The following is a 23,678-nucleotide window of genomic DNA, read 5'->3' as shown; positions in this document are numbered from 1 at the left end:
CAGATTGCGTGCCGGCCGTGCTTCAAAGCTGCAGGATCAGGGTTTTCAGCGGCGGTTTGGCATCATGCGAAGGGAAGTCGGATGCAGGGACGATGATCTGGCAATCCTGCACTGAGCGGCCGAGTTTCTCGGCGCAGCGCAGCACTTGGGCGCGCCAGTCGCTCATCTCCACTTTTGCCAGGTTGTTGCAGCACACCAGGGTGCCGCCTTCGGCAGTGGCCAGCAGAGCTGGCTTGAGCAGGCTCTGATAATCACGCAGCAAATCGACCGTACCGAAGGCACTCTTGGCCCAGGCTGGCGGGTCGAGGAACACAAGATCGAACTGACGCGGTTGCAGGCGCGGGTAACTCGGCAGTTTTTGTCCGCGTCGGCTGCTGATCGGTAGATCGGCCAACTGACGAATCGCCGGGAAGTAATCGGACTGGATGAACTGCATGGCGGGCAACTCGGGGTTGAGCGCACCGTTTTCGCGGCCCACAGCAAGGTTACCCTGGGCGAAGTCGAGGTTGATCACCTCGCGTGCGCCACCCGCCGCGGCGCACAGGCCGACGCCGCAGGTGTAAGCGAACAGGTTGAGCACGGACTTGTCGGCGCTGTTGGCCTTGACCCAGCCGCGGGCGTTGCGCAGGTCGAGAAACAGCAGCGGGTCCTGTCCGGCATGCCGGCCGCGTACGCGGTAACTCAGCCCCCATTCGTGGCCGACCATATCCTCCAGCGCTGCCTCGTCGGCCTGGAACAGGGTTGGGTCGCGATCAATCCGCGAATTGCCCTTGGAGCGGTCGTTGTAGACCAGGAGCAGCGGCTGTCCCAGATGGGCTTCGACGTTGCCGACGATGCTGTGTAGCTCGCTGGCCTCAAGTGGTTGATGAAAACTCTGTACCAGCAGCTGTGGGCCGTAGCGGTCCACGGTCAGGCCAGGTGCGCCTTCCTGGCTGCCGTGGAACAGTCGGTAGCAGTCGGTACCTTGGGCGTGCAGCTCTGCGAGCAGGTTTTCGCGAGCGACGAGGGCGGCGCGCAGCGCCTGGTCAAGAGAAGGCATGCGCGGCGTCTCGGAGAAAGGAAGGCGCAAGTTTATCAAGAAAAACCACGGGAGATGGGCGTGGGGAGGTGGCCTACAGGCGCGGCACTAAACGACGGTGGGCGCGCTGTGAGGCGCTGTTGCGAATTGCCCAGCGCAACAGCGTGGCGGTGCGTTGCACGCTGCTGCGAATCAGCGGACGGCGCCAGGGCGCCTGGTGCTCGCCGAGCAGGTCGCTGGCCCAGTCCGGCAGCAGGTCTACACCGGCCTGCATCATCAGATTGCCGAAGGGTTTGGCGAGAATATTGGGCATCGGTGCGGCATACAGCAGCCGCACCACTTCGCGGGTTCGCGCGTCACACAGCAATTGCGGGCGCATGCGCTGGAGGTAGTCGCTGATGGCCTGGCGCGATTTAGGCACGTCCTGCGCGCCGAGGCGTTCGGCGATCAATGCCACTTCGCGGTAGTAACGATCCTGTTCGGCCACCGGCAGTTGCGGGTCGACGTAGCGCAGGTAGCCGGCGAGAAACTGGCTGACCTCGGAGACATGCACCCAGGTCAGCAGCTCGGGGTCGCTGGCGGCATAGGGGCGACCGTCCGGCGCGCTGCCGACCACCTGAAGGTGGATGCGGCGCACCTTGTCGATCAATTGCTCGGCATCGTGCAGGCCACCATAGGTGGTGCCGGCGATGAACAGGCTGGTGCGGCGCAGGCGGCCGAGCATGTCCTGACGAAAGGTAGAGTGGTCCCATACGCCGGCCAACGCCAAAGGGTGGAGCATCTGCAGGAGCAGGGCGGAGATGCCGCCGACCATCATCGCGGTGAAGTCAGCGTGGACTTTCCAGACCATCGACTCGGGGCCGAAAAGACCGGCATCACCGTGCGGCTGATCGAGGTCGAGCACGCCCAGCGAGGCGCCGGTGAGGCTGTGCACCTGTTTTTCGATTTGTCTGCGTAGGGTTTCCATGGCCCGCAGTTTCGGCGCTTGGCTGGCGCAAGACAAGATGAGCCCGGCCCTTTCGGGCCGGGCGGAGGGTCAGCGGTTCAGGCGCTGATCGATCAGGCTGTCGACCACGCTGGGGTCGGCCAGGGTCGAGGTGTCGCCCATGTTCTCCAGCTCGTTGCAGGCGATCTTGCGCAGGATGCGGCGCATGATCTTGCCCGAGCGGGTCTTGGGCAGGCCCGGTGCCCACTGGACCAGTTCCGGCTTGGCGAAGCTGCCGATCTCCTTGCCGACCAGGGTCAGCAGATCCTTCTTCAGCTCGTCGGAAGGCTCCTGGCCATTCATCAGGGTGACGTAGGCATAGATGCCCTGGCCCTTCACATCGTGCGGGTAGCCGACCACTGCCGCTTCGGCCACTGCGTCGTGCAGCACCAGCGCGCTCTCCACTTCGGCGGTACCGATGCGGTGGCCGGAGACGTTGATCACGTCATCCACACGGCCGGTGATCCAGTAGTAGCCATCCTCGTCGCGGCGTGCGCCGTCACCGGTGAAGTAGTAGCCGGGGTAAGGCTTGAAGTAGGTATCGATCATGCGTTGATGATCGCCGTAGACGCTGCGAATCTGGCTCGGCCAACTCGCCTTGATGACCAGTACGCCGCTGCCGGGGCCGTCGATTTCCTTGCCCTGCTCGTCGAGCAGCACCGGCTGCACGCCGAAGAACGGACGGGTGGCCGAGCCGGGCTTGAGGTCGGTGGCGCCAGGCAGCGGAGTGATCAGGATGGAGCCAGTTTCGGTCTGCCACCAGGTGTCGACGATGGGGCAGCGACTATCGCCCACCACATGAAAGTACCACTCCCACGCTTCCGGGTTGATCGGCTCGCCCACCGTGCCGAGCAGGCGCAGGCTGCTGCGCGACGTGCTCTTGACCGGGCTTTGACCCTCGCGCATCAGTGCACGCAGGGCCGTGGGCGCGGTATAGAAGGTGTTCACCTGGTGCTTGTCGATCACCTGCCAGAAGCGCGAAGCGTCCGGGTAGTTGGGCACGCCTTCGAACATCAGGGTGGTGGCAGCGTTGGCCAGGGGACCGTAGACGATGTAGCTGTGCCCGGTAACCCAGCCGACATCGGCGGTGCACCAGTAGATGTCGCCCTCGTGGTAGTCGAACACGTACTTATGGGTCATCGCCGCGCCGAGCAGGTAGCCGCCAGTGGTGTGCAGTACACCCTTGGGTTTCCCGGTGGAGCCCGAGGTGTAGAGGATGAACAGCGGATCCTCGGCGTCCATCGGCTCGGCCGGGCAGTCGGCATCGACTTCCTTCAGCGCCTGGTGGTACCAGAGGTCACGACCTTCCACCCAGGCGATATCGCCCTGAGTGCGTTCGACTACCACCACGGTGGAGACGTCCGGGCAGCTTTGCAGGGCCTTGTCGACGTTGGCTTTCAAGGGAATGTACTTGCCGCCGCGCACGCCTTCGTCGGCAGTGATCACCGCACGGCAGTCGGCATCGAGGATGCGGTCGCGCAGGGCATCGGGAGAGAAACCGCCGAACACCACCGAATGTACGGCGCCGATGCGTGCACAGGCGAGCATGGCGTAGGCTGCCTCGGGGATCATCGGCATGTAGATGCACACCCGGTCGCCTTTCTTCACGCCACGGCCCTTGAGTACGTTGGCCAGTCGGCTGACGTTGTGGTGCAGCTTGTTGTAGGTGATGTGTGCCGATTCGGCGGGGTTGTCGCCTTCCCAGATGATGGCCACCTGTTCGCCGCGCTTTTCCAGGTGGCGGTCGATGCAGTTATAAGCGACGTTGAGTTGGCCGCCCTTGAACCATTCTGCGTGGCCCTGTTTCAGGTCGCTGGTATGCACCTTGTCCCAGGGTTTGAACCAGTCCAGAAAGGTCTTGGCCTGCTCGCCCCAGAAGGTCTCGGGTTGCTCGACGGACTGTTGATACAGGCGCAGATAGGCATCGTTATCCAGGTGTGCGCGCTGACGTACCGTGTCGGCCACGGGGTGGCGGGTGATCTCGAACATGGCGGGCTCCTTGTAATTGTTTGTCCGCAACAATCACAAGGGTGCACCCAAGCAGGCGCTTGGTTCAAGGGGCGATATTCGCAGCAGGAGCGGCTGAGCGCCGTGAGCACTGCCCGGCGCTTGGCCCCGGGCAGCGTCAGACGCGTGCATCAGCCGCGATGATGTTCGCGGAAATGAGCGATCAGGCCCTGGGTCGATGCATCCGATGCACTGCCATCGAGCTGGCCGGTCAGGCGCTGATACACCTCCTTGCCCATCTCCTTGCCCAGCTCCACGCCCCACTGGTCGAAGGCATTGATGCCCCAGATGGCGCTCTGCACGAAGACCTTGTGCTCGTACAGGGCAACCAGCGCGCCCAGCTCGAATGGTGCGATGCGATTCATCACCAGGATGTTGCTCGGGCGATTGCCGGGGATCACCTTGTGCGGCGCCAGGCGCTGCACGTCGGCTTCAGCCATGCCCTTGGCGCGCAGTTCAGCCTCGGCTTCTTCGCGGGTCTTGCCCTGCATCAGCGCCTGGGCCTGCGACAGGCAGTTGGCGAACAACCACTGGTGATGGTCGGATAGCGGGTTGTAGCTGTTGACCGGGACGATGAAGTCCGCCGGTACCAGCAGGCGGCCCTGGTGCAGCAACTGGTGGTAAGCATGCTGGCCGTTGCAGCCGACACCGCCCCAGATGATCGGCCCCGTGGCGATGTCCAGCGCGCTGCCATCCTGGCGCACGCTCTTGCCGTTGGACTCCATGTCCAACTGCTGCAGGTGTTTGGTGAAGTTACGCAGGTAGTGGTCGTAGGGTAGGATGGCGTGGCTCTGCGCGTCCCAGAAATTGGTGTACCAGATACCCAGCAGGGCCATCAGCACTGGCATGTTCTCGGCCAGCGGTGCCTGGGTGAAGTGCTGGTCCATGGCATAGGCACCGGCCAGCAGTTCCTTGAAGTTGGACACGCCGATGGCTAGGGCGATGGGCAGGCCAATGGCTGACCACAGCGAGTAGCGGCCGCCGACCCAGTCCCACATGGGGAAGATGTTCTCTTCGCCGATACCGAACTCGATGGCAGCCTTGCGGTTGCTGGTTACGGCGATGAAGTGGCGGTGCAGCTCTTCTTCCGGGCCGCCCATGGCCAGGTACCAGTCGCGCGCGGCCAAGGTGTTCTTCAGGGTTTCCAGGGTGCCGAAGGACTTGCTGGAGACGATGAACAGCGTGGTTTCAGGATTAAGGCGGGCGGTCAGCTCGCGGAATTCGCTGCCGTCGATATTGGCCAGATAGTGGCAGCGCACACCGCGTTGAGTGAACGGGCGCAGCGCCTCTGACACCAGCTGTGGGCCGAGAAACGAGCCGCCAATGCCGATGTTGACCACTTCCTTGATCGGTTTTTCGCTGTAGCCGCGCCACAGGCCACTGTGAATGCGACTGACCAGCTCGGTGACCTGGTTCAGGACGCGGTGAACCTCGGGAATGATGTCATGGCCGTCGACCAGCAGGCGGCGGCCAATCGGGCTGCGCAGGGCGGTATGCAGCGCGGCACGGCCTTCCGAAGCGTTGACCTGTTCGCCGTGGTACAGGCTGGCGATGGACTCCTGCAGACCGGCCTGCTCGGCCAGTTGAATCAGCAGATCGAGGCCGTGCTCATCGATCAGGTTCTTCGAGTAATCCAGCAGTAGCCCGCAGCTGTCGAGGGAAAAGCGCTGGTAGCGCCGTGCGTCTGCAGCGAAGGCTTCGCGCATGCTGAAACCGGCCATCTTGGCGCGATGCTGCTGCAGGGCCTGCCAGGCGGGCAGGGTGGTGACGTCTTGAGGCTGCTGGTAATAGGCCATCGGAGCTCCTGGTCCACAAAAGCAAAAGGCCCGGATCGATCCGGGCCTTTGAGAGTGTAACCGGCTGCCTTTGCAGGCAGCTACTGGCGTGGCAGTTCAACCACCAGATTATCAATCAGGCGGGTGCTACCCAGCTGTGCAGCAGTCAGCACCACCAGGTGATGATCGTCGAGCTGGGCCGGGCGCAGGTTCACCGCGTTACGGATCTCCAGGTAATCGGGGATGAAGCCGGCAGCACGTTGCTGCGCCTGGGTACTGTCGATAAGCCGTGCGTAATCGCGAGCGCCACGCTGCAGCTCTTCGGCGATCGCTTGCAGGCCTCGATACAGCGCTGGGGCGGCGGCACGTTGCTCCTCGCTGAGGTAGCCGTTGCGCGAGGACAGCGCAAGGCCGTCCTCGGCGCGTTGAGTTGGCGCACCGATGATTTGGATCGGCATGTTCAGGTCCTGCACCAGTGCGCGGATCACTGCCAGTTGCTGATAGTCCTTCTCGCCGAACACGGCCAGATCAGGCTGGACCATGTTGAACAGCTTGGTCACCACCGTCGCGACGCCCTCGAAATGCCCCGGACGACTGGCGCCGCAGAGGCCTTCGGAAACACCGGGAACTATGACGCGAGCCTGGTCACCCATGCCGTGCGGGTAGATTTCCGCGACATCGGGGTGAAACAGCAGGTGGCAGCCGGCCGCCAGCAGTTTCTCCTGGTCGGCGGCGAGGGTGCGCGGATAGGTGTCCAGATCTTCACCGGCGCCGAACTGCAGTGGGTTGACGAAGATGCTGGCAACCACGAAATCGGCGCGTTGGGCTGCGATCTGTACCAGCGAAACGTGGCCCGCGTGCAGATTGCCCATGGTCGGCACGAAACCGATTTGCTTGCCCTCGGCCCGTGCCTGAGCGATGGCTGCGCGCAGCTCGCGCAGTGTCTTCACCGTGGTCATGCGGAAAAGCCATGTTCGGCGGCCGGGAAGCTGCCGTCTTTGACGGCCTGTACGTAAGCGCTGAAGGCGCCCTGAATGCTGCTCTGGCCCTCCATGAAGTTACGCACGAACTTCGGCGAACGACCGGACAGCGACAGCCCGAGCATGTCGTGCTTGACCAGCACCTGGCCATCGGTGGCGCTGCCTGCTCCGATGCCGATCACCGGAATCTTCACCGCCTGGGTGATTTCCGCGGCCAGGTCGCTCGGTACGCATTCGAGCAGCAGCATGGCCGCCCCGGCCTGCTCCAGTGCCATGGCGTCGGCACGCATCTGCCGCGCCTGCGCTTCCTGGCGGCCCTGAACCTTGTAGCCGCCGAGAATGTTCACCGCTTGTGGGGTCAGGCCCAGATGCGCGCACACCGGTACGCCGCGCTCGGCCAGCAGACGGATCGGCTCGGCCAGCCAGCCAGCGCCTTCCAGTTTGACCATGTGCGCGCCGGCCTGCATCAGCTTGGCGCTGTTGTGCAGAGCCTGCTCGGTGGTGGCATAGGCCATGAATGGCAGATCGGTGACGATCAGTGCGCCCTGGTTGCCGCGTTTGACGCAGGCGGTGTGGTAGGCCATTTCCTCGACGCTGACCGGCAGGGTGCTGTCGTGGCCCTGCAGGACCATGCCCAGGGAATCGCCGACCAGCAATACGTCGACACCCGCCTGGCAGGCCGCATGGGCGTAGGTGGCGTCATAGCAGGTCAGCATGGCGATCTTTTCACCGTTCTGCTTGAGGCTCTGCAGGGTGGTCAGGGTAACGTCAGGCATTTCAAAGGTCCTCGCTCAGGCTCGGTATACCGCTTCTATCTGGCTGCAATCCGGCCTGGATTGGCATCAAAGGTGCGCCCGGCGCTGGGCGACGGGACGCCTATAGTCCTGATGGGGGGGCGTGAAGTCAATTGCAGGTGTTACCGCTCTGTTACTGGCGTTACCGCCAATGCCCGTGGCGAACGGCCGAGCTAGAGCTGGCGCGGGCTTGCGGCGGGTAGCAGGCGCAGAACAACCTGAAGGTGGCTGGCGCTTGCTCGGGTGTCACTCCGGCAGGCGCTCCAGGCCGGTGAAGGGGCAGGCTTCGAGCAATGCGTTTAGGCTGCGGCCGTCCGGCAACTGCAGCTCTGCGGCCAGCTCGGCCAGCGGGTAGAGCACGAAGGGCCGCGCGTGCATGTGGTAGTGCGGCACGGTCAGGCGCTCGTCGTCGATCAGGCGCTTACCGAACAGCAGGATATCCAGGTCCAGTGTGCGCGGTCCCCAGCGTTCGGCCTTGCGCACGCGACCCTGCTCCTGCTCGATGCGTTGCAGCGCGTCGAGCAATTGCCAGGGTTCCAGCGCGGTATCCAGCGCTGCCACGGCGTTGACGTAACGCGGTTGATCCGCCGGGCCCAGTGGATCGCTGATGTAGAACGACGAGTGCGCCTGCAAGCGGCTGTGCGGCAACTGGGCGATAGCATGCAAGGCCGCGCGTAGCTGTTGCAGCGGCTCGGCCAGGTTGCTGCCAAGGCCGATGTAGACCCGCTCCATCATTCGCCGCCGCTTTCGTCGCTGCGCTTACGCCGATTGTTGTTGCTGCGGCGACGTTTGCGTGGCGCGGCGCCGGTGCTTTCGCTTTTGCCAGCGAGGTCGCGAATCATCTGCCGGCGCTCACTGTCGTTGGCGTCTTGATAGTCCGTCCACCATTCGCCCAGGCCTCCGGTGTCTTCCCCGGCCAGTTCGCGCAGCAGGAGGAAGTCATAACCGGCGCGGAAGCGAGGGTTCTCCAGCAACAGATCGGCACGCTTGCCGCTGCGTCGTGGCAGGCGCTCCTGCATATCCCAGATCTCGCGAATCGGGATGGTGAAGCGCTTGGGCACGGCAATGCGCTGGCATTGCTCGGCGATCAGCTCGTGGGCGGCTTCCTGCATCGCCGGAATCGGCGGCATGCCTTTGCTTTGCAACTGCAGTACACGGGCCGGGAGGGCAGGCCACAACAGTGCGGCGAAGAGGAAGGCCGGGGTGACCGACTTACCATCGTGGATGCGGTCGTCGGTGTTGATCAGCGCCTGGCGAATCAGCTTCTCGGTGTACTGCGGGTTCTGCTTGAGCGCTGCGCCGCTGGCCGGGAACAGTTGGGCGAACAGGTCGTGCTCGAGCAGCAGGTCGAAGGTGTATTCGGCGTAACCGGCGAGGAACAGCTTGAGCACTTCGTCGAACAGGCGCGCCGAGGGAATGTCGCGCAGCATCGGCGCCAGACGGCGAATCGGCGCGGCGCTGTGCTTCTCGATATCGAAATCCAGCTTGGCGGCGAAACGCACCGCACGCAGCATGCGCACCGGGTCTTCCAGGTAACGCTGCTCCGGGTCGCCGATCAGGCGTACCTGATGGTTGCGCACATCGTGCATGCCGCGGGCGTAGTCGAGGATGTGTTCCTGGGTTGGATCGTAGTACAGCGCATTGATGGTGAAGTCGCGGCGCTGTGCATCGTCTTCCAGGGTGCCGTAGACGTTGTCGCGCAGGATGCGGCCGCTTTCGTTGCGTGCCGCCTGGTTGCTGTTTTCCTCTTCCTCGCCTTGTGGGTGGTTGGCGCGGAAGGTAGCGACTTCGATGATCTCGCGGCCGAAATGCACGTGAACCAGCTTGAAGCGGCGGCCGATCACCCGGGCGTTACGGAATTCGGCACGTACCTGCTCAGGCGTGGCACTGGTGGCGACGTCGAAATCCTTGGGGTCGATATCCAGCAGCAGGTCGCGAACGCAACCACCGACCAGATAGGCCTGGTAGCCGGCCTTCTGCAGGCGCTCGACCACGCTGATGGCGTGACGGCTGATCTCGTTGCGCTTGAGCGGATGTTGGCTGCTGCTCAGCACTTCGGGAGTGCTGCGTGGGCGTGGGGCACGGCGCAGAGGTGAGTGGAAAGATTTGAACAGCTTTTTCAGCATGGGATGCACTGTTTGGAGTAGTGGTCGGCCTGCTGCGCATGCGCTTGAAAATCGAATTGCGTGGGCATCACGGCGTTAAACGCAGTTTGCTTTGGCAAGGTTTTTCAACTGCATGCGAAACGATGACCGCATGATTGCTGCGGATTCTAGCATCGTGTAGGGAGAAGGTGTGTAGAAGGGCGGCAGGCGGGGATCTGAGGACCGGAAGCTACTGGGGGAGCCGAAGCTCCCCCCCAAGTTGGTGCGTGCTCTGTTTTTATTGTTATTGAGGGCCTGTTGTTTTTGTTGTTTGGCCCTTCCCGGCTTGCCGTGGCTTACCGGGTGCTCCCCAGAGAGGGGAGCCAATAGCAAACGGATTTCTTTGGACGCTGATGCTGCCTTAATCAACCAGTTCTAGCGCTGCCTTGAAGCAGTTTTATTGTTCTCAGCCTGGTCGCTGGGGCGAACCCCTCGCGGCAACTCCTCTCCAAAAGAATCAGTTAGCTGCGCCTCCGTACCTTGTTGTTTTTGTTGTTCTGGAGTCGTTACGTCTTGTTCTTATTGTGTAGGGCATTGCTTGTTATTGTTGTTGTGCCAGAGATAAAGCAGATGCCGTGCCAGTTTTTGTGATTCCTTGTAAATCAAGGGCTTGAGGCATTTGTGGGTGTTCGGTGGGGGATAAAAAGGCCGGGTTTTCGTTACCGATAGACCCGGCCTTTGTTACGAGATATTGAAACGGTAACAACCTGTGGAACCCCTGTGCGGGCAAGTTGTCACCGTCGCCGTGCCGTCAAGGGCCGCTGGTCACACCGGATTTGCGTCGCGGAATGCCCAGGCGCTGGCGGCGTTCCCACAGGCATTTGCGACTGATGCCCAGCTTGCGCGCCAGCTCGGTCTCGGTCATGTGATCCTGGTGCTCGAGGACGAAGTGCTGGAAGTAATCTTCCAGTGACAGGTCCTCGGTCGGCTCGTGGCTGTTGCCATTGCTTTGCCCGGCCACTGCTGGCAGGCCGAAGTCCTCGTCATCCAGATCGTCCAGCTCGATATCGATGCCCAGCAGGTCGGCGGAAATTTCCGCACCCTCACAGAGAATCACTGCGCGCTCGATGGCGTTTTCCAGTTCGCGCACGTTACCCGGCCATGGGTAGTGGCGGATCGCTTGCTCGGCATCATGAGCGAAACGCAACGGCTCGCGGCCCATGCGGGTGTACTGGCGCACCAGGAAGGCCTGGGCGATCTCGATCACGTCGCTACCGCGCTCACGCAGCGCTGGCAGCTTGAGGGCGATGACGTGCAGGCGGTAATAGAGGTCTTCACGGAATTGGCCGGTCTTGGCCAGGGTCTTCAGGTCGCGGTGAGTGGCGGCGATCAGGCGCACGTCCACTTTCTGTGACTGCACCGAGCCGACCCGGCGAATCTCGCCTTCCTGCAGCACGCGCAGCAGGCGCGCCTGGGCTTCCAGCGGCAGTTCGCCAATCTCGTCGAGGAACAGCGTGCCACCGTCGGCAGCTTCCACCAGGCCCGCGCGCCCGGCGCTGGCGCCGGTGAAAGCGCCTTTTTCGTGGCCAAACAGCTCGGACTCGATCAGGGTTTCCGGAATGGCGGCGCAGTTCACCGAAATCAGCGGTGCCTTGGCGCGCTTGGACAGGTTGTGCAGGGCGCGTGCAACCAGCTCCTTGCCGGTGCCGGACTCACCCTGCACCAGCACATTGGAGTCGGTGGGGGCGACCTTGCGAATCTTGCTGTAGAGCTCCTGCATGGCGGCGCAGGAGCCGATGATGCCGATCTCGCCATTGGCGTTATCCACCACCTTCTCGGCATTGCCACTGCGTGCGCTGCTACCGGTGGCTGGCGCGGGTGCGCTCTTGGCTTCCTGGCGGTCGCGCAGGATGCGAGCGACTGCCTGCAGCATCTCGTCGTGGTCGAAGGGCTTGGCGATGTAATCGACTGCGCCCATCTTCATCGAGTCCACCGCCGAGCGCAGGCTGGCGTAGCTGGTCATGATCAGCACCGGCGTGCCTTCGGCCAGCTTGATCAGTTCGGTGCCCGGTGCGCCAGGCAGGCGCAGGTCGCTGACGATCAGATCGAAGGTGGGAATGCTGTAGCGCTCCTGGGCTTCCTGTACCGAGCCAGCTTCGCTGACCTGGTACTGATTGCGTTCGAGCAGGCGGCGCAAGGCAGAGCGGATAATGGTTTCGTCTTCGACGATAAGAATATGTGGCATCAATTCGGTCTCTCGACGGTCACGGAGGTGCCATGGGCAGCCTCTCTCGCTGTTTACATCGCTACGGACGTCGCCTCGACATGCCTCGGTAGGGTGACCCGAATTCGAGTGCCCAATTGGCGCTCGGGGTCAGCCGGGCTGTCGATTGTTATCTGTCCATAATGCTCTTCCACGATCGAATAGACCAGCGCGAGGCCCAGGCCCGTCCCTTCGCCAGGGTCCTTGGTGGTGAAGAATGGCTCGAACAGGCGGTCGATGATCGCCTTGGGAATGCCGCTGCCCTCGTCCTCGACGATCAGATCAACGGTGTGCTCGCTGGCTTCGCTGCGCACGCGGATGGCGCCGCCCGGTGGCGAGGCATCGCGGGCGTTGGACAGCAGGTTGATCAGCACCTGGGCCAAGCGCTGCGGGTCGCCGCAGGCCCAGTGCTGCGGATCGCACAGGTTGTAGAACTGGATATCGAAGTTGCGCTTGTTCAGCGACAGCAGGCCGATGGCGTCCTGCGCCACATCGGCCAGGCACACCGGCTCGTCGCTGCGCTGGTGGCTGCCGGAGTGGGCGAAGCTCATCAGCGACTGGACGATGCGTGACACGCGCTTGGTCTGTTCGAGAATCTGCCCGCTGATTTCGGTCAGCTCGGAATCGTTTTCACGCTCTTCGCGCAGGTTCTGCGCCAGGCAGGCGATGCCGGTGATGGGGTTGCCGATCTCGTGGGCGACGCCCGCAGCGAGACGGCCGATGCTGGCCAGGCGCTCGGAGTGCACCAGTTTGTCTTCGAGCATCTGGGTTTCGGTCTGGTCCTCGACCAGCAGCACCAGGCCGCTGTTACCGGGTGCCAGTGGCTCGTTGATGGCCGCCTTGTGCAGGTTGAGCCAGCGGATCTGGCCATCGAGCGCCAGGTGCTGTTTATGCAGGTGCTGGTCGGGGCGTTCGATGAAGTCTTGCAGCAGGCTCTGCCAGGGTTCGCTCAGGGTGCTCAGGCGCGAGCCGACGATGCGCTGCGCGGGGATGTCGGTGAGCTCTTCCATGGCCCGATTCCACATCAGGATCTCCTGGTCCTTGGCCAGCGAGCACACCCCCATCGGCAATTCCTGCAGGGTCTGGCGGTGGTAGCGGCGCAGCGCATCGAGCTCGGCGGCCAGGCCGGTGAGGCGCGACTGGTAGTCCTCCAGGCGGCTTTCGATAAAGTGGATGTCCTCGGTGACGTAGCCCTCGGTGCCGGACTTGTAGGGCAGGAAGGTTTCCACGATGTCCTGCGCCACGCTCGGGCCCATCAGGCCGGAGAGGTTGGCCTCGATGCGGTCGCGCAGGCGGCGCAGGGCATAGGGACGGCTTTCGTCGAAGGGCAGGTGCAGGTCGCGCAGGGCCTGTTCCACCTCGCGCTGTGCGGTCTTGGCGCCAAGCGGCTTGGCGAGTTGCGCGGCGAAGTCCTGCGGCGAATCGGCGACCAGTTCGCGCCGTTGCGGGCGGCGCACGTTGTCCACCGCGCAGGCTTCGGCGGCGCTCTTCTCCTCGGGGCTGGCTTCGGTGAACAGTGATACCAGGGTGAACACCAGCACGTTGGCGGCGAGCGAAGCGATGGCCGCCAGGTGCCAGCTGGCATCGTCGAGCACATAGATGACGTTGAACAGCGGCAGGTAGAAGCCTTCCAGATTGCCCAGCAGCGGCAACAGCATGGTCAGCGCCCAAACGCTGATGCCGGCCAGCAGGCCGGCGAGGAAGCCGCGGCGATTGGCCGTCTGCCAATACAGTACCGATAGCACGCCGGGCAGGAACTGCAGGGTGGCGACGAAGGCGACGATACCCAGGTTGGCCAGGTCCTGCTGCGCGCCGAGCAGCAGGTAGAAGCCGTAGCCGGCCATGATGATGAAGGCGATCAGGGCGCGGCGCGTCCACTTCAGCCAGCGGTAGATGTTGCCTTCGGCTGGGGGCTGGTACAGCGGCAGCACCAGGTGATTCAGCGCCATGCCGGACAGCGCCAGGGTCGAGACGATGATCAGGCCGCTGGAGGCCGACAGCCCACCGACATAAGCCAATAACGCCAGGGTTTCACTGTTGACCGCGATCCCCAGGCCCAGGGTGAAGTACTCGGGGTTGGTAGTCGCGCCAAGTTTCAGGCCAGCCCAGAGAATCAGCGGTACCGCCAGGCTCATCAGCAATAGGAACAGCGGCAGGCCCCAACTGGCGCTGACCATGGCGCGTGGGTTGAGGTTCTCGGTGAAGGTCATGTGGTACATGTGCGGCATGACGATGGCCGAAGCGAAGAACACCAGCAGCAGGGTGCGCCACGGGCCTTCCTGCAGCGGTGTGTGCAGGGTCGACAGCGCGGCCTGGTTCTGCACCAGCCACAGCTCCAGCTCACGTGGGCCGCCGAATACCTGATACAGCGCGTACCAGCCGATGACGCCCAGCGCCACCAGCTTGACCAGCGACTCGAAGGCGATGGCGAACACCAGGCCCTCGTGCTTCTCGCGGGTGGCGATATGGCGCGCGCCGAACAGGATGGTGAACAGGATGATCAGACCGCAGTAGCTCAGCGCGACCTTTTCCTGCAATGGTTCGCGGCTGAGGATGCCGATGGAGTCGGCCACCGCCTGGATCTGCAGGGCCAACAGCGGCAGCACACCGATCAGCATGAACAGAGTGGTCAGTGCGCCGGCCCAGGTGCTGCGAAAGCGAAAGGCGAACAGGTCGGCCAGCGATGACAGCTGGTAGGTGCGGGTGATACGCAGGATTGGGTAGAGCAGCACCGGCGCGAGGAGGAAGGCCCCGGATACGCCGAGGTAACTGGCCAGGAAGCCGTAACCGTACTGGTAGGCCAGACCCACCGTGCCATAGAAGGCCCAGGCGCTGGCGTAGACGCCCAGTGACAAGGTGTAGGTCAGTGGATGGCGGATGATCCAGCGGGGGATAAGACCGTGTTCACTGACCCAGGCGACGCCGAACAGCACCAGCAGATAGCCGGCGCTGATCAGGATCAGTTCGCTCAGGCTAAAGCTCGTCAGCATCGCGTTGGCTCTGAAGGATGAAGGTAACGACGATCAGGATCAGCCACAGCAGATAAGGCCGATACCAGGCACCATTGGGGTCGATCCACCAGTCCATGATGGCCGGTGAGAACAGGTAGATCCCCACTACCAGGATCAGAACCAGTCGGTAGATATACATGTGACATCTCGTCGAAAGATGCCGCGATGGTAAAGGAAGCTGCGCATCGCAAGCCACAAACTTGAGGCTTACCGTAGGGGGCGCAGTGCGCACCGGGACCGTACAAGGTTTGCTTGGTGGTCAACGGTGCGCGCGGCGCACCCTACCTTAATTGCGTTTCGGCCAGGGTGCGGCTGTGCGGAATGCGTGTGGCGTCCCAGTTGGCGATGCCCCAGGCCAGCAGCTCGGCAGATGCCGCGCCTTGCAATTCGGCGGGTGGTTGTTGCCCCAGCGCGCGCAGGGCGCGTAGTAGCAGAGGCCCGGCCTGATCGGCGGGTAGTGGTGGCGAGCGGTAGCTCTTGCCCAACTTGTGACCGTCCGGCTGAATGATCAGCGGCACGTGCAGGTAACGCGGTTGCGACAGCCCCAGCAGTTCCTGCAGATAGAGTTGGCGCGGGGTGGAGTCGAGCAGGTCGGCGCCGCGCACCACGTCGGTAACACCTTGCCAGGCATCGTCCAGCACCACGGCGAGCTGATAGGCGAACAAGCCGTCACGCCGGCGAATCACGAAGTCGCCGACTTCACGGCCCAACTGCTGGCGAAATTCGCCCTGCACCCGGTCGGTGAAGTGATAGTCCAGCTCTGGCACGCGCAGGCGGATGGCCGCGTCGTGGTCGGGGTGGCAGGCGTTACGGCAGAACCCCGGATAAATGCCGGCGTGGCCTTCGAGCTGCTTGCGCGAGCAGATGCAGGCGTAGGCCAGGCCCTGGCTGAATAGCCGGGCGATCACCGCTGTGTATTCGGCGTGGCGCTCGCTCTGGCGCACCAACTCGCCGTCCCACTCGAAACCGTAGGTTTCCAGCGTGCGCAGAATCGCATCCTGAGCGCCAGGCACTTCCCGTGGCGGGTCGAGGTCCTCCATGCGCAGCAGCCAGCGACCGCCAACGGCGCGAGCATCGAGGTAAGAGGCGAGAGCGGCGACCAGCGAGCCGAAGTGCAGATAGCCGCTGGGCGTGGGGGCGAAGCGCCCGATATAGGCAGTGTTCATGGAGCTAGGGCCAGAAACAGAGCGGGGCGCCTAAGCGCCCCGTCGTCAGATCAGGAACCGACCTGCTTTTCCTTGATTTCCGCCAGCGTCTTGCAGTCGATGCAAAGCGTGGCGGTCGGGCGGGCTTCGAGGCGGCGAATGCCGATCTCTACACCGCAGGAGTCGCACCAGCCGTAATCGTTGTCTTCGATCAGCTGCAGGGTTTCGTCGATCTTCTTGATCAGCTTGCGCTCGCGGTCGCGGGCACGCAGTTCCAGGCTGAATTCTTCTTCCTGGCTGGCGCGGTCGGCCGGATCCGGGAAGTTGGCCGCTTCGTCCTGCATGTGGTGCACGGTACGGTCGACTTCCTGCATCAGCTCCAGCTTCCACTTATTGAGGATGCCGGTGAAGTGAGCGCGCATCGGCTCGCTCATGTATTCCTCGCCCTTCTTCTCTGGATAAGGCTCGAAACCACGAATCAGCTGGCTGGTGCTTTTGGCTTTTTCTTTTGTGGGCATGGATGACGCCTCTCACTCTTTCAAATCCATCGCGCAGGTTATTCCATTGCCAGGCGTTTGTCCGGCCCTGCGACTGCAAGCCGGCGAACTTACCAGATCAAATCGGGGCGCGCTACTCCCGGTTGTCTCTGCCTTGTCCGGGGTGTGAGCGAAATCCGCAAGGGACTGCTCTACAAGCGTAGCGGCGCTTTGGCGCCCTTGCCGTGGCCTTGAGCTGCCCTGCTAGAATCCGCGCCTCGCAACCCTGAAGACAGACCCATGGCTCAGCTCTACAGTGCGCGCAGTCGCGCCATCGAACCCTTCCATGTGATGGCCTTGCTGGCGCGTGCCAACGAGTTGCAGGCCGCCGGCCATGATGTGATTCACCTGGAAATCGGCGAGCCGGACTTCACCACGGCCGAGCCGATCATCCGTGCCGGCCAGGCCGCGTTGGCCGCCGGGCACACGCGCTACACTGCGGCCCGCGGCCTGCCGCAGCTGCGCGAAGCCATCGCCGGCTTCTACGCCGAGCGTTACCGGCTGAGCATCGACCCGCAGCGCATTCTGGTGACACCGGGCGGCTCCGGTGCACTACTGCTGGCCGCCAGCCTGTTGGTCGACCCGGGCAAGCACTGGTTGCTGGCCGACCCGGGCTACCCGTGCAATCGCCATTTTCTGCGCCTGGTCGAAGGCGCCGCGCAACTGGTGCCTGTCGGCCCGGACGTGCGTTACCAGCTCACCCCGCAATTGGTGGAACGGCACTGGGACTCTGGCAGCGTCGGCGCCCTGGTCGCGTCGCCGGCCAACCCGACCGGCACCTTGCTGCACAAGGATGAGCTGGCGGCCCTGTCGACCTGCCTCAAACAGCGTGGCGGTCATCTGGTGGTGGACGAGATCTACCACGGCCTGACCTACGGTTGCGATGCACCGAGCGTGCTGGAAGTGGACGACGATGCCTTCGTCCTCAATAGTTTCTCCAAATATTTCGGTATGACCGGCTGGCGCCTGGGTTGGTTGGTGGCGCCTGAGGCGGCGGTGCCTGAGTTGGAGAAGCTGGCGCAGAATCTCTATATCAGTGCGCCGAGCATGGCCCAGCATGCCGCGCTGGCCTGCTTTGAACCGGCCACGCTGGCGATCTTCGAAGAGCGGCGTCATGAATTCCAGCGTCGCCGCGACTATTTGCTGCCGGCCCTGCGTGAGCTGGGCTTCGGTATCGCCGCCACGCCTGAAGGCGCCTTCTATCTATATGCCGACATCAGCGCCTTTGGCGGCGACGCCTTCGCTTTCTGCCGGCACTTCATCGAAACCGAGCATGTGGCCTTCACCCCGGGTCTGGATTTCGGCCGTTACCAGGCTGGGCACCATGTGCGCTTCGCCTATACGCAGAACGTCGAGCGCCTGCAGCAGGCGGTCGAGCGTATCGCGCGCGGCCTGAAGAGCTGGAAGCCCGATGCGCTTTGATCCGCCGCTGGAGGAAGGGCGGCTGTTGCGCCGCTACAAGCGCTTTCTCGCCGATATCGAGACGGCCAGCGGCGAGCAGATGACCATCCACTGCGCCAACACCGGCTCGATGCTCAACTGCATGAGCGAAGGCGGTCGGATATGGTTCAGCCGCAGCAACGATCCCAAGCGCAAGTTGCCGGGCAGTTGGGAAATCAGCGAAACGCCGCAGGGGCGCCTGGCCTGCATCAACACCGCACGGGCCAACGCGCTGGTGGAAGAAGCGCTGCGTGCCGGCGTAATCCGCGAACTGGCTGGCTTTACCGCGCTCAAGCGCGAGGTGGCTTACGGGGTGGAAAACAGCCGCGCCGATTTTCGTCTGGATTACCCGGACGGGCCGGCCTTTGTCGAGGTCAAGAGCGTGACGCTGGGCTTCGATGGCAGCGATGTGGCGGCCTTTCCCGATGCAGTGACGCAGCGCGGTGCCAAGCACCTGCGCGAGCTGGCCGCGCTGGCGCGTGCCGGTGTGCGCACGGTGCAGCTGTATTGCGTGAATCTCTCCGGCATTCGCGCCGTGCGCGCCGCGGAGGAAATCGATCCGACTTACGGGGCGGGATTGCGTGATGCCAAGGCTGCGGGTGTGGAGGTGCTGGCCTACGGCGCCGAGCTCAGCCCTGAAGGGATCACCCTGGTGCGCCGGCTGGATGTCCTGACGTAGAGTGTGCTGTGCGCACCGGCTACTGCTTTGGGAACGCCGTGCGCACAGCGCATCCTACGGCGCAATCCAGATTCCGTTCGCGTCTTCCTTGCACGCCAGCCTCTGCAGCGCCTGGCCCTCGCACGGGCCAGCCACGCATTCACCGCTCTCGATCAGAAACAGCGCACCGTGAGTCGCGCAGCGGATCAGGCTGCCGCTGTCATCGAGAAAGTCGTCTGGCCGCCACTCCAGGGCAATGCCGCGATGTGGGCAGCGGTTGATATAGGCGTGCACCTGACCGTCCCTGCGTACTGCAAGCAGGTTCAACTGGTCGAGCACGAAGCCCCGGCTCTGACCCTCGGCCAGTTCCTGTGGGGCGCACAAGCGAATCATCGCGGTTTCCCGTTAGCGTGAAGGTCGACGACCTCGGATGACCTTCCTCCGGCAGGAAGAAGGTGGCGCATAGCGCCGCAAGGCGGGCGGATTATCCCGCAAGAAGGAGGAGGGCGCATCCTTGCGCCAAGTGGAACTCAGAACTGCCAGGAGGCCGACACGCGGAAGGTGCGACCCGGCTCGCTGTAGTAGTCGACCGGTTGAGGTGTGGTGCGGCCGCCAATGCTGGGCACATTGAGGGCGTTCCAGTACTTCTTGTCGAACAGGTTGAACAGACCGGCTTGCAGCCGGACGCCATCCAGCGCTGCCGGTTGCCAGTAACCGGTGAGGTCGACCACGCCATAGCCGGGGGCCTTGAAGTCGCTGTCGTTCTCGACCTTGTCGCGACGGCGGGCGGCGGTCAGCATCAGGTCCGCACCATAGTGCTGCTGGGTGTAGCTGAGGCCGAGGGTGCCGGTCAGCGGGGCGACCGAGTTCAGGTGTTGTTTGGTTTCGCGGTCCTTGCCCACGGCCCAGGCAACCGAGCTCCAGGCTTGCCAGGAGGGTGCGAACTGCCAATGCGCGGTGCCTTCGGCGCCGTAGATGCGCACCTTGTCGCGGTTCTCCATCACCTCGAAGAAGGTCGGGAATTCTCCGGCCTGGAAGCCATAGTCCTCTTCGTTGGCGGTGATGCTGTCGATGAAGTTCTTGTAACGGTTGTCGAACAGGCTGACGGAGCCGCCCAGATGCTGGTCGCCCAGGCGCGCGCCGACTTCGTAGCCGGTGCTTTCCTCGGGCTTGAGGTTGGGGTTGCCGACGCGCGCGTAGCCCATGCCGGAGTTGGTGAAGGTGCTGTACAGCTCGTTGACGTCCGGCGCCTTGAAGCCCTGCGCCCATTGCGCGTAGAGGGTCGCCAGCTCGTGCGCCTGCCAGGTCAGCAGCAGGCTGCCGGCCCAGTTGGAGTCCTTGTTTTCGGTGAGCATCACGCTGTCGCCGGCCAGCACGTAACCGCTGGTGCCGCTCTTGGGTTTGTACTCGTAGCGGTCATAGCGCACGCCTGGCGTCAGGGTCAGTGTGTCGCTGAGGGCGATGTCGTCTTTCAGGTAGAGGCCGTACAGGTTGCCCGGCGTCTTCGGCATTTCGGCCTGATTGGTGTGCAGGTTGATGCAGGAAAAGTAGATGCCGGCGGGCGTGCTGTCCGGGCGCGGCGGGAAGGGCGGTACCAGTACGCTGGGGCAGGCATCGTAGCCGCCGCTGTACTGCTCGGCCTCGATGCGGCTCCACTCCGCACCCAGGGTCAGGTTGTGCTGCCCCAGTTGCTTGCCCAGGCTGCCGTTGATGCCGTACTGGGTTTTCTCTATCTCGTTGTTACGGCCGAACGGTCCGGCGAGGGTTCCGGCGCGAGTGGCGTCCACCTCGTCTTCGCGACGCAGCTTCTGCCAGTAGACGATGGTGTCGGCCCAATCCAGCAGGCTGTCGCTGCTCTCGGCACGGTACTGGTGGTCGAAGGACAGGCGCTTGCGCTCGTTGCTCTCGCGGGTTTCATAGTGCCGTGGATAGTTGGCGGTGCCCTGGTTGATGCGGCTATCCATGTTCTCGGTGCGCTCGAACAGTTCGGCGGTCACACCGACGCGGTGCCCGCCGCCGAGCTTCTGCTGAACCTTGAGCAGCAGGCTGTGCTGATCGGTGTCACTGGGGTTGGCTTCGGTGCGCTGGCTGCCCAGAACATCACGGTTGCCCTGGTTATCGAGCTCGTGCCCCTTGCGCCCGCCAGCCTGGAGCAACCAGGAGGTGTCGTTGAAGCGGCCGGCCAGCGCGGCATTGAGCCCCCAGCTGCGGTCGGCGCTGTCGTAGTCGTTCTTGATCATGCCGGCAAACTCGTCCTTGTCGCCCAGCAGGTCGTCCGGGTTCAGCGTGCGCAATTGCAGCGCTCCGCCAAGGGCGCCTGAGCCAACCTGGCTGGAGTTGGCGCCGCGCACCACATCGATTGACGACAGGCTTTGGAAGTCGATGCTGTCCAGACCGCCGTTCACCTCGCGCACGGCGTCGTTCAGCCAGGGCATGCGAATACCATCGAGGGTGGTGAGCACACGGTCGCGGTCCAGACCACGGATGTTGATGCTGTTGTTGCTGCGGTTGTAGTTCAGTCCCGGCTCGGCACGGCGCGACAGGTCATCGAAGCTGCGAATCTGTCGGCGTTCCAGCGTCTGGGCGTCGGTCTGGGTCGTGGTCGGCAGCGGTTGCTTGGCCGCCACTCCAGTGACCTCGACAGCGGGTAGCTCGGCTGGCGTTTCAGCCAGAGCCAGCGAAGGGCACAGCAACAGCAGCGCGAGCCAGGAGCGGCGAGCGAAGGGCGGGCGAACGTGCATGGTGGTACTCCGGTGCATGCGTGGCAGCTCTGCGACTGCCTGGTTGGCGACGGCGCAAGACGTTAACCAGATTACTTATTTGGTGCAAATAATTCTCAGGTAGATTATCGTTCTCTCAAATTGCACTGCCGTGTCGGTACTCGTTCGCGTCGCCGACGGTGGTGGTAACTGCCCGTGAGAGAGGAAATCCCGATGAGTACCGCAAATAACTTGGCAGCGCCGGCTGCCGGTCTTTACCAGGCCTGGCAAACGCTGCGTGATCAGCAGCCCCGTCTGCGCGCCAGGGAAGCAGCGGCGCAGCTAGGTGTCAGCGAGGCCGAGTTGACCGCCAGCCGCTTGGGCATCGACGCGCAGCGCCTGCGCCCGGATTGGGCCGCGTTGCTGCCGGCGCTTGGCGAGCTCGGTCGGGTCATGGTGCTGACGCGTAACGAGCATTGCGTCCATGAGCGCAAGGGGCTGTACCGTGAAGTGAGCGTTGCCGCATCCGGGCAGATGGGCCTGGTGGTGTCTGCCGACATCGACCTGCGCCTGTTCCTCGGTGGTTGGGCTAGCGTGTTCGCCATCGCCGAGGAAACCGCCAAGGGCACCCAACGCAGCATCCAGGTGTTCGACCAACAGGGCGTCGCCGTGCACAAGGTCTACCTGACCGAGCACAGCGAGTTAAGCGCCTGGCAGCCGTTGGTCGAGCGTTTCGCCGGCGAGCAGAATGCCGAGCTGCAATTGCTGCCACCGCCAGCCGCACCAGCGCGCAAGGCCGATGCGGAGGTCGACAGCCAGGCGCTGCGTGAGGGCTGGTCGACACTGCAGGACACCCACCATTTCTTCGCCCTGCTGAAAAAGCATGAAGTCGCGCGCACCCAGGCGTTGCGCCTGGCGGGTGAGCAATGGGCGCAGCCGCTGGCGACCTCCGAGCTGACAGTGCTGATGGAGCAGGCCGCTGCCCGTGAAGTGCCGATCATGGTGTTCGTCGGTAACCGTCACTGCATCCAGATCCACACTGGCCCGGTGCACAACCTGCGCTGGATGGACAGCTGGTTCAACGTACTTGACCCCGACTTCAACCTGCACCTGCAGACCCGTGGTGTGGTCGAGCTGTGGCGCGTGCGCAAGCCTAGCGTCGATGGCGTGATCACCAGCCTGGAAGCCTTCGATGCCGAGGGCGAGCTGGTCATTCAGCTGTTCGGCGCACGCAAGCCCGGTATGGCCGAGCGTGATGATTGGCGCGAGCTGGCCGAGTCACTGCCGGTGCTGGCCTGATCCGTGCCGGCTCCCAGCGGGGCCGGTCGATGTCACGTTCGAGGAGTCGAGACCATGCGTCTTGCGAATATTCTGGGCGGCCTGGCGGCTGTCCTGCTGTTTCCCAATATGGCGTTTGCCGAGCCATTGCCGCAGCGCTGGGTGAGTTCCGGCGGTGCCCTGAGTGAGTGGGTGGTGTTGCTGGGCGGCGAGAGCAAACTGGTGGGTGTCGATACCACCAGTCGTCATCCGGCGTCGCTGACCAAGCTGCCCAGCGTCGGTTATCAACGGCAACTGGCTGCCGAGGGCATTCTCGCCCTGCGCCCGGACCTGCTGCTGGGTAGCGAGGAGATGGGCCCGCCGCCGGTACTCGAGCAACTGGCTGCAGCCGGCGTGCGTATCGAACGTCTGACGGCGCGCGCGGAGCTGGACAGCCTGCAGGCCAACCTGAAACGTCTGGGCCAGTTGCTCGGGGATGAAGCGGCAGCGCAACGCGCCTTCGCCGATTACCAGGCGCGTCTGCAGACTCAGCAGCAGTGGGTCGAGCAGGCCCAGCGCAGCCAGGAAGCGCCCGGTGTGTTGCTGTTGCTCGGGCACGCCGGTGGCAGCCCGTTGGTGGGCGGCGTCGATACGGCGGCCGACTGGCTGATCAGTCGCGCCGGTGGGCGCAACCTGGCCAGTCACAATGGCTACAAGGCGCTGTCCAGTGAAGCACTGCTGGCGCTAGACCCACAGGTCGTGGTGGTCGCTGATCGCGCCCTTGAAGGCGATGCCGCGAGGCAGGCCCTGCTGCAGCAGAACCCGGCCCTGGCCGGTACGCGTGCGGCGCGTGAGGGGCGTTTGCTGGCGCTCGACCCGACCCTGCTGGTCGGCGGTCTTGGACCGCGTGTGCCGGATGGGCTGGCGATGCTCGGCGCAGGCTTTTATCCTGCCAGCCACTCTCTGACAGCTGAAGCCAAACGCGCGCCATGACCTCACCTCTTTCGACGCGCCCATTGTTCATCG

19 protein-coding genes are annotated in these 23,678 nt (G+C 63.7%); 4 read left to right on the top strand and 15 right to left on the bottom strand.

Annotated elements, in window-relative coordinates; all coding sequences use genetic code 11:
• Nucleotides 1-22 precede the first annotated feature (22 nt).
• The 13 genes from CDO35_RS18265 to dksA form a co-directional block, all read right to left on the bottom strand.
• On the bottom strand, nucleotides 23-1,039 hold the full coding sequence (locus tag CDO35_RS18265) for a class I SAM-dependent rRNA methyltransferase (RefSeq protein WP_099526090.1): 1,017 nt from the start codon (nucleotides 1,037-1,039) through the stop codon (nucleotides 23-25).
• Nucleotides 1,040-1,112: 73 nt separating this feature from the next.
• A complete protein-coding gene (locus CDO35_RS18260; protein WP_099526089.1) occupies nucleotides 1,113-1,985 on the bottom strand; it encodes an oxygenase MpaB family protein in 873 nt (290 codons plus the stop codon).
• 69 nt (nucleotides 1,986-2,054) lie between these two features.
• The gene (gene acs, locus CDO35_RS18255; RefSeq protein WP_099526088.1) at nucleotides 2,055-3,992 is read right to left on the bottom strand and encodes an acetate--CoA ligase; all 1,938 of its coding nucleotides are present in this window, start codon (nucleotides 3,990-3,992) and stop codon (nucleotides 2,055-2,057) included.
• Nucleotides 3,993-4,141: 149 nt separating this feature from the next.
• Nucleotides 4,142-5,806: a glucose-6-phosphate isomerase gene (gene pgi, locus CDO35_RS18250; protein WP_099526087.1), complete on the bottom strand. Its 1,665-nt coding sequence runs from the start codon at nucleotides 5,804-5,806 to the stop codon at nucleotides 4,142-4,144.
• Nucleotides 5,807-5,886: 80 nt separating this feature from the next.
• On the bottom strand, nucleotides 5,887-6,744 hold the full coding sequence (gene panC / locus CDO35_RS18245; RefSeq protein ID WP_099526086.1) for a pantoate--beta-alanine ligase: 858 nt from the start codon (nucleotides 6,742-6,744) through the stop codon (nucleotides 5,887-5,889).
• The gene (gene panB / locus CDO35_RS18240; protein ID WP_099526085.1) at nucleotides 6,741-7,541 is read right to left on the bottom strand and encodes a 3-methyl-2-oxobutanoate hydroxymethyltransferase; all 801 of its coding nucleotides are present in this window, start codon (nucleotides 7,539-7,541) and stop codon (nucleotides 6,741-6,743) included. Before panB ends, panC begins: the two co-directional genes overlap by 4 nt.
• A 264-nt stretch (nucleotides 7,542-7,805) precedes the next feature.
• Nucleotides 7,806-8,294, bottom strand: a complete 489-nt coding sequence (gene folK, locus CDO35_RS18235; RefSeq protein ID WP_099526084.1) for a 2-amino-4-hydroxy-6-hydroxymethyldihydropteridine diphosphokinase — start codon at nucleotides 8,292-8,294, stop codon at nucleotides 7,806-7,808.
• Entirely contained in the window at nucleotides 8,291-9,685 is a 1,395-nt protein-coding gene (locus tag CDO35_RS18230; protein WP_099526083.1) for a polynucleotide adenylyltransferase PcnB, read from the bottom strand. Before CDO35_RS18230 ends, folK begins: the two co-directional genes overlap by 4 nt.
• Nucleotides 9,686-10,454: 769 nt before the next feature.
• Entirely contained in the window at nucleotides 10,455-11,888 is a 1,434-nt protein-coding gene (locus tag CDO35_RS18225; protein WP_099526082.1) for a sigma-54-dependent transcriptional regulator, read from the bottom strand.
• A 53-nt stretch (nucleotides 11,889-11,941) separates the two neighbouring features.
• On the bottom strand, nucleotides 11,942-14,896 hold the full coding sequence (locus tag CDO35_RS18220; RefSeq protein WP_099526081.1) for a sensor histidine kinase: 2,955 nt from the start codon (nucleotides 14,894-14,896) through the stop codon (nucleotides 11,942-11,944).
• Nucleotides 14,880-15,056 (bottom strand): hypothetical protein, encoded by a 177-nt coding sequence (locus tag CDO35_RS18215; RefSeq protein WP_003244646.1) that lies wholly within the window; start codon nucleotides 15,054-15,056, stop codon nucleotides 14,880-14,882. Before CDO35_RS18215 ends, CDO35_RS18220 begins: the two co-directional genes overlap by 17 nt.
• A gap of 142 nt (nucleotides 15,057-15,198) precedes the next feature.
• Entirely contained in the window at nucleotides 15,199-16,083 is an 885-nt protein-coding gene (gluQRS, locus tag CDO35_RS18210) for a tRNA glutamyl-Q(34) synthetase GluQRS (protein WP_099526080.1), read from the bottom strand.
• A gap of 50 nt (nucleotides 16,084-16,133) precedes the next feature.
• On the bottom strand, nucleotides 16,134-16,580 hold the full coding sequence (dksA, locus tag CDO35_RS18205; protein WP_099526079.1) for an RNA polymerase-binding protein DksA: 447 nt from the start codon (nucleotides 16,578-16,580) through the stop codon (nucleotides 16,134-16,136).
• Nucleotides 16,581-16,838: 258 nt separating this feature from the next.
• Here dksA and CDO35_RS18200 point away from each other — a divergent pair, with 258 nt between their 5' ends.
• Together CDO35_RS18200 and sfsA are read left to right on the top strand one after the other, a co-directional pair.
• Nucleotides 16,839-18,020, top strand: coding sequence for a pyridoxal phosphate-dependent aminotransferase (locus CDO35_RS18200; protein ID WP_099526078.1), 1,182 nt, complete (start codon nucleotides 16,839-16,841; stop codon nucleotides 18,018-18,020).
• Complete coding sequence (gene sfsA / locus CDO35_RS18195) at nucleotides 18,010-18,717, top strand: DNA/RNA nuclease SfsA (RefSeq protein WP_099526077.1); 708 nt, start codon at nucleotides 18,010-18,012, stop codon at nucleotides 18,715-18,717. The genes CDO35_RS18200 and sfsA overlap by 11 nt, the downstream gene beginning before the upstream one ends.
• 54 nt (nucleotides 18,718-18,771) lie before the next feature.
• On the opposite strand, the gene CDO35_RS18190 is transcribed toward sfsA, so the two are convergent.
• Together CDO35_RS18190 and CDO35_RS18185 are read right to left on the bottom strand one after the other, a co-directional pair.
• Nucleotides 18,772-19,089, bottom strand: coding sequence for a Rieske (2Fe-2S) protein (locus CDO35_RS18190; protein WP_041980719.1), 318 nt, complete (start codon nucleotides 19,087-19,089; stop codon nucleotides 18,772-18,774).
• Nucleotides 19,090-19,226: 137 nt separating this feature from the next.
• Nucleotides 19,227-21,437, bottom strand: coding sequence for a TonB-dependent hemoglobin/transferrin/lactoferrin family receptor (locus CDO35_RS18185; protein WP_099526076.1), 2,211 nt, complete (start codon nucleotides 21,435-21,437; stop codon nucleotides 19,227-19,229).
• A gap of 192 nt (nucleotides 21,438-21,629) precedes the next feature.
• On the opposite strand from CDO35_RS18185, the gene CDO35_RS18180 reads away from it, so the two are divergent.
• Nucleotides 21,630-22,694 (top strand): hemin-degrading factor, encoded by a 1,065-nt coding sequence (locus CDO35_RS18180; protein WP_099526075.1) that lies wholly within the window; start codon nucleotides 21,630-21,632, stop codon nucleotides 22,692-22,694.
• A gap of 54 nt (nucleotides 22,695-22,748) precedes the next feature.
• Nucleotides 22,749-23,645, top strand: coding sequence for a heme/hemin ABC transporter substrate-binding protein (locus tag CDO35_RS18175; RefSeq protein WP_099526074.1), 897 nt, complete (start codon nucleotides 22,749-22,751; stop codon nucleotides 23,643-23,645).
• Nucleotides 23,646-23,678: the final 33 nt, after the last annotated feature.

The organism is Pseudomonas sediminis (assembly GCF_002741105.1).
Lineage (GTDB): Bacteria > Pseudomonadota > Gammaproteobacteria > Pseudomonadales > Pseudomonadaceae > Aquipseudomonas > Aquipseudomonas sediminis.
The sequence above is the reverse complement of the archived record's forward strand: the minus strand, read 5'-3'. Positions and strand labels throughout refer to the sequence as shown.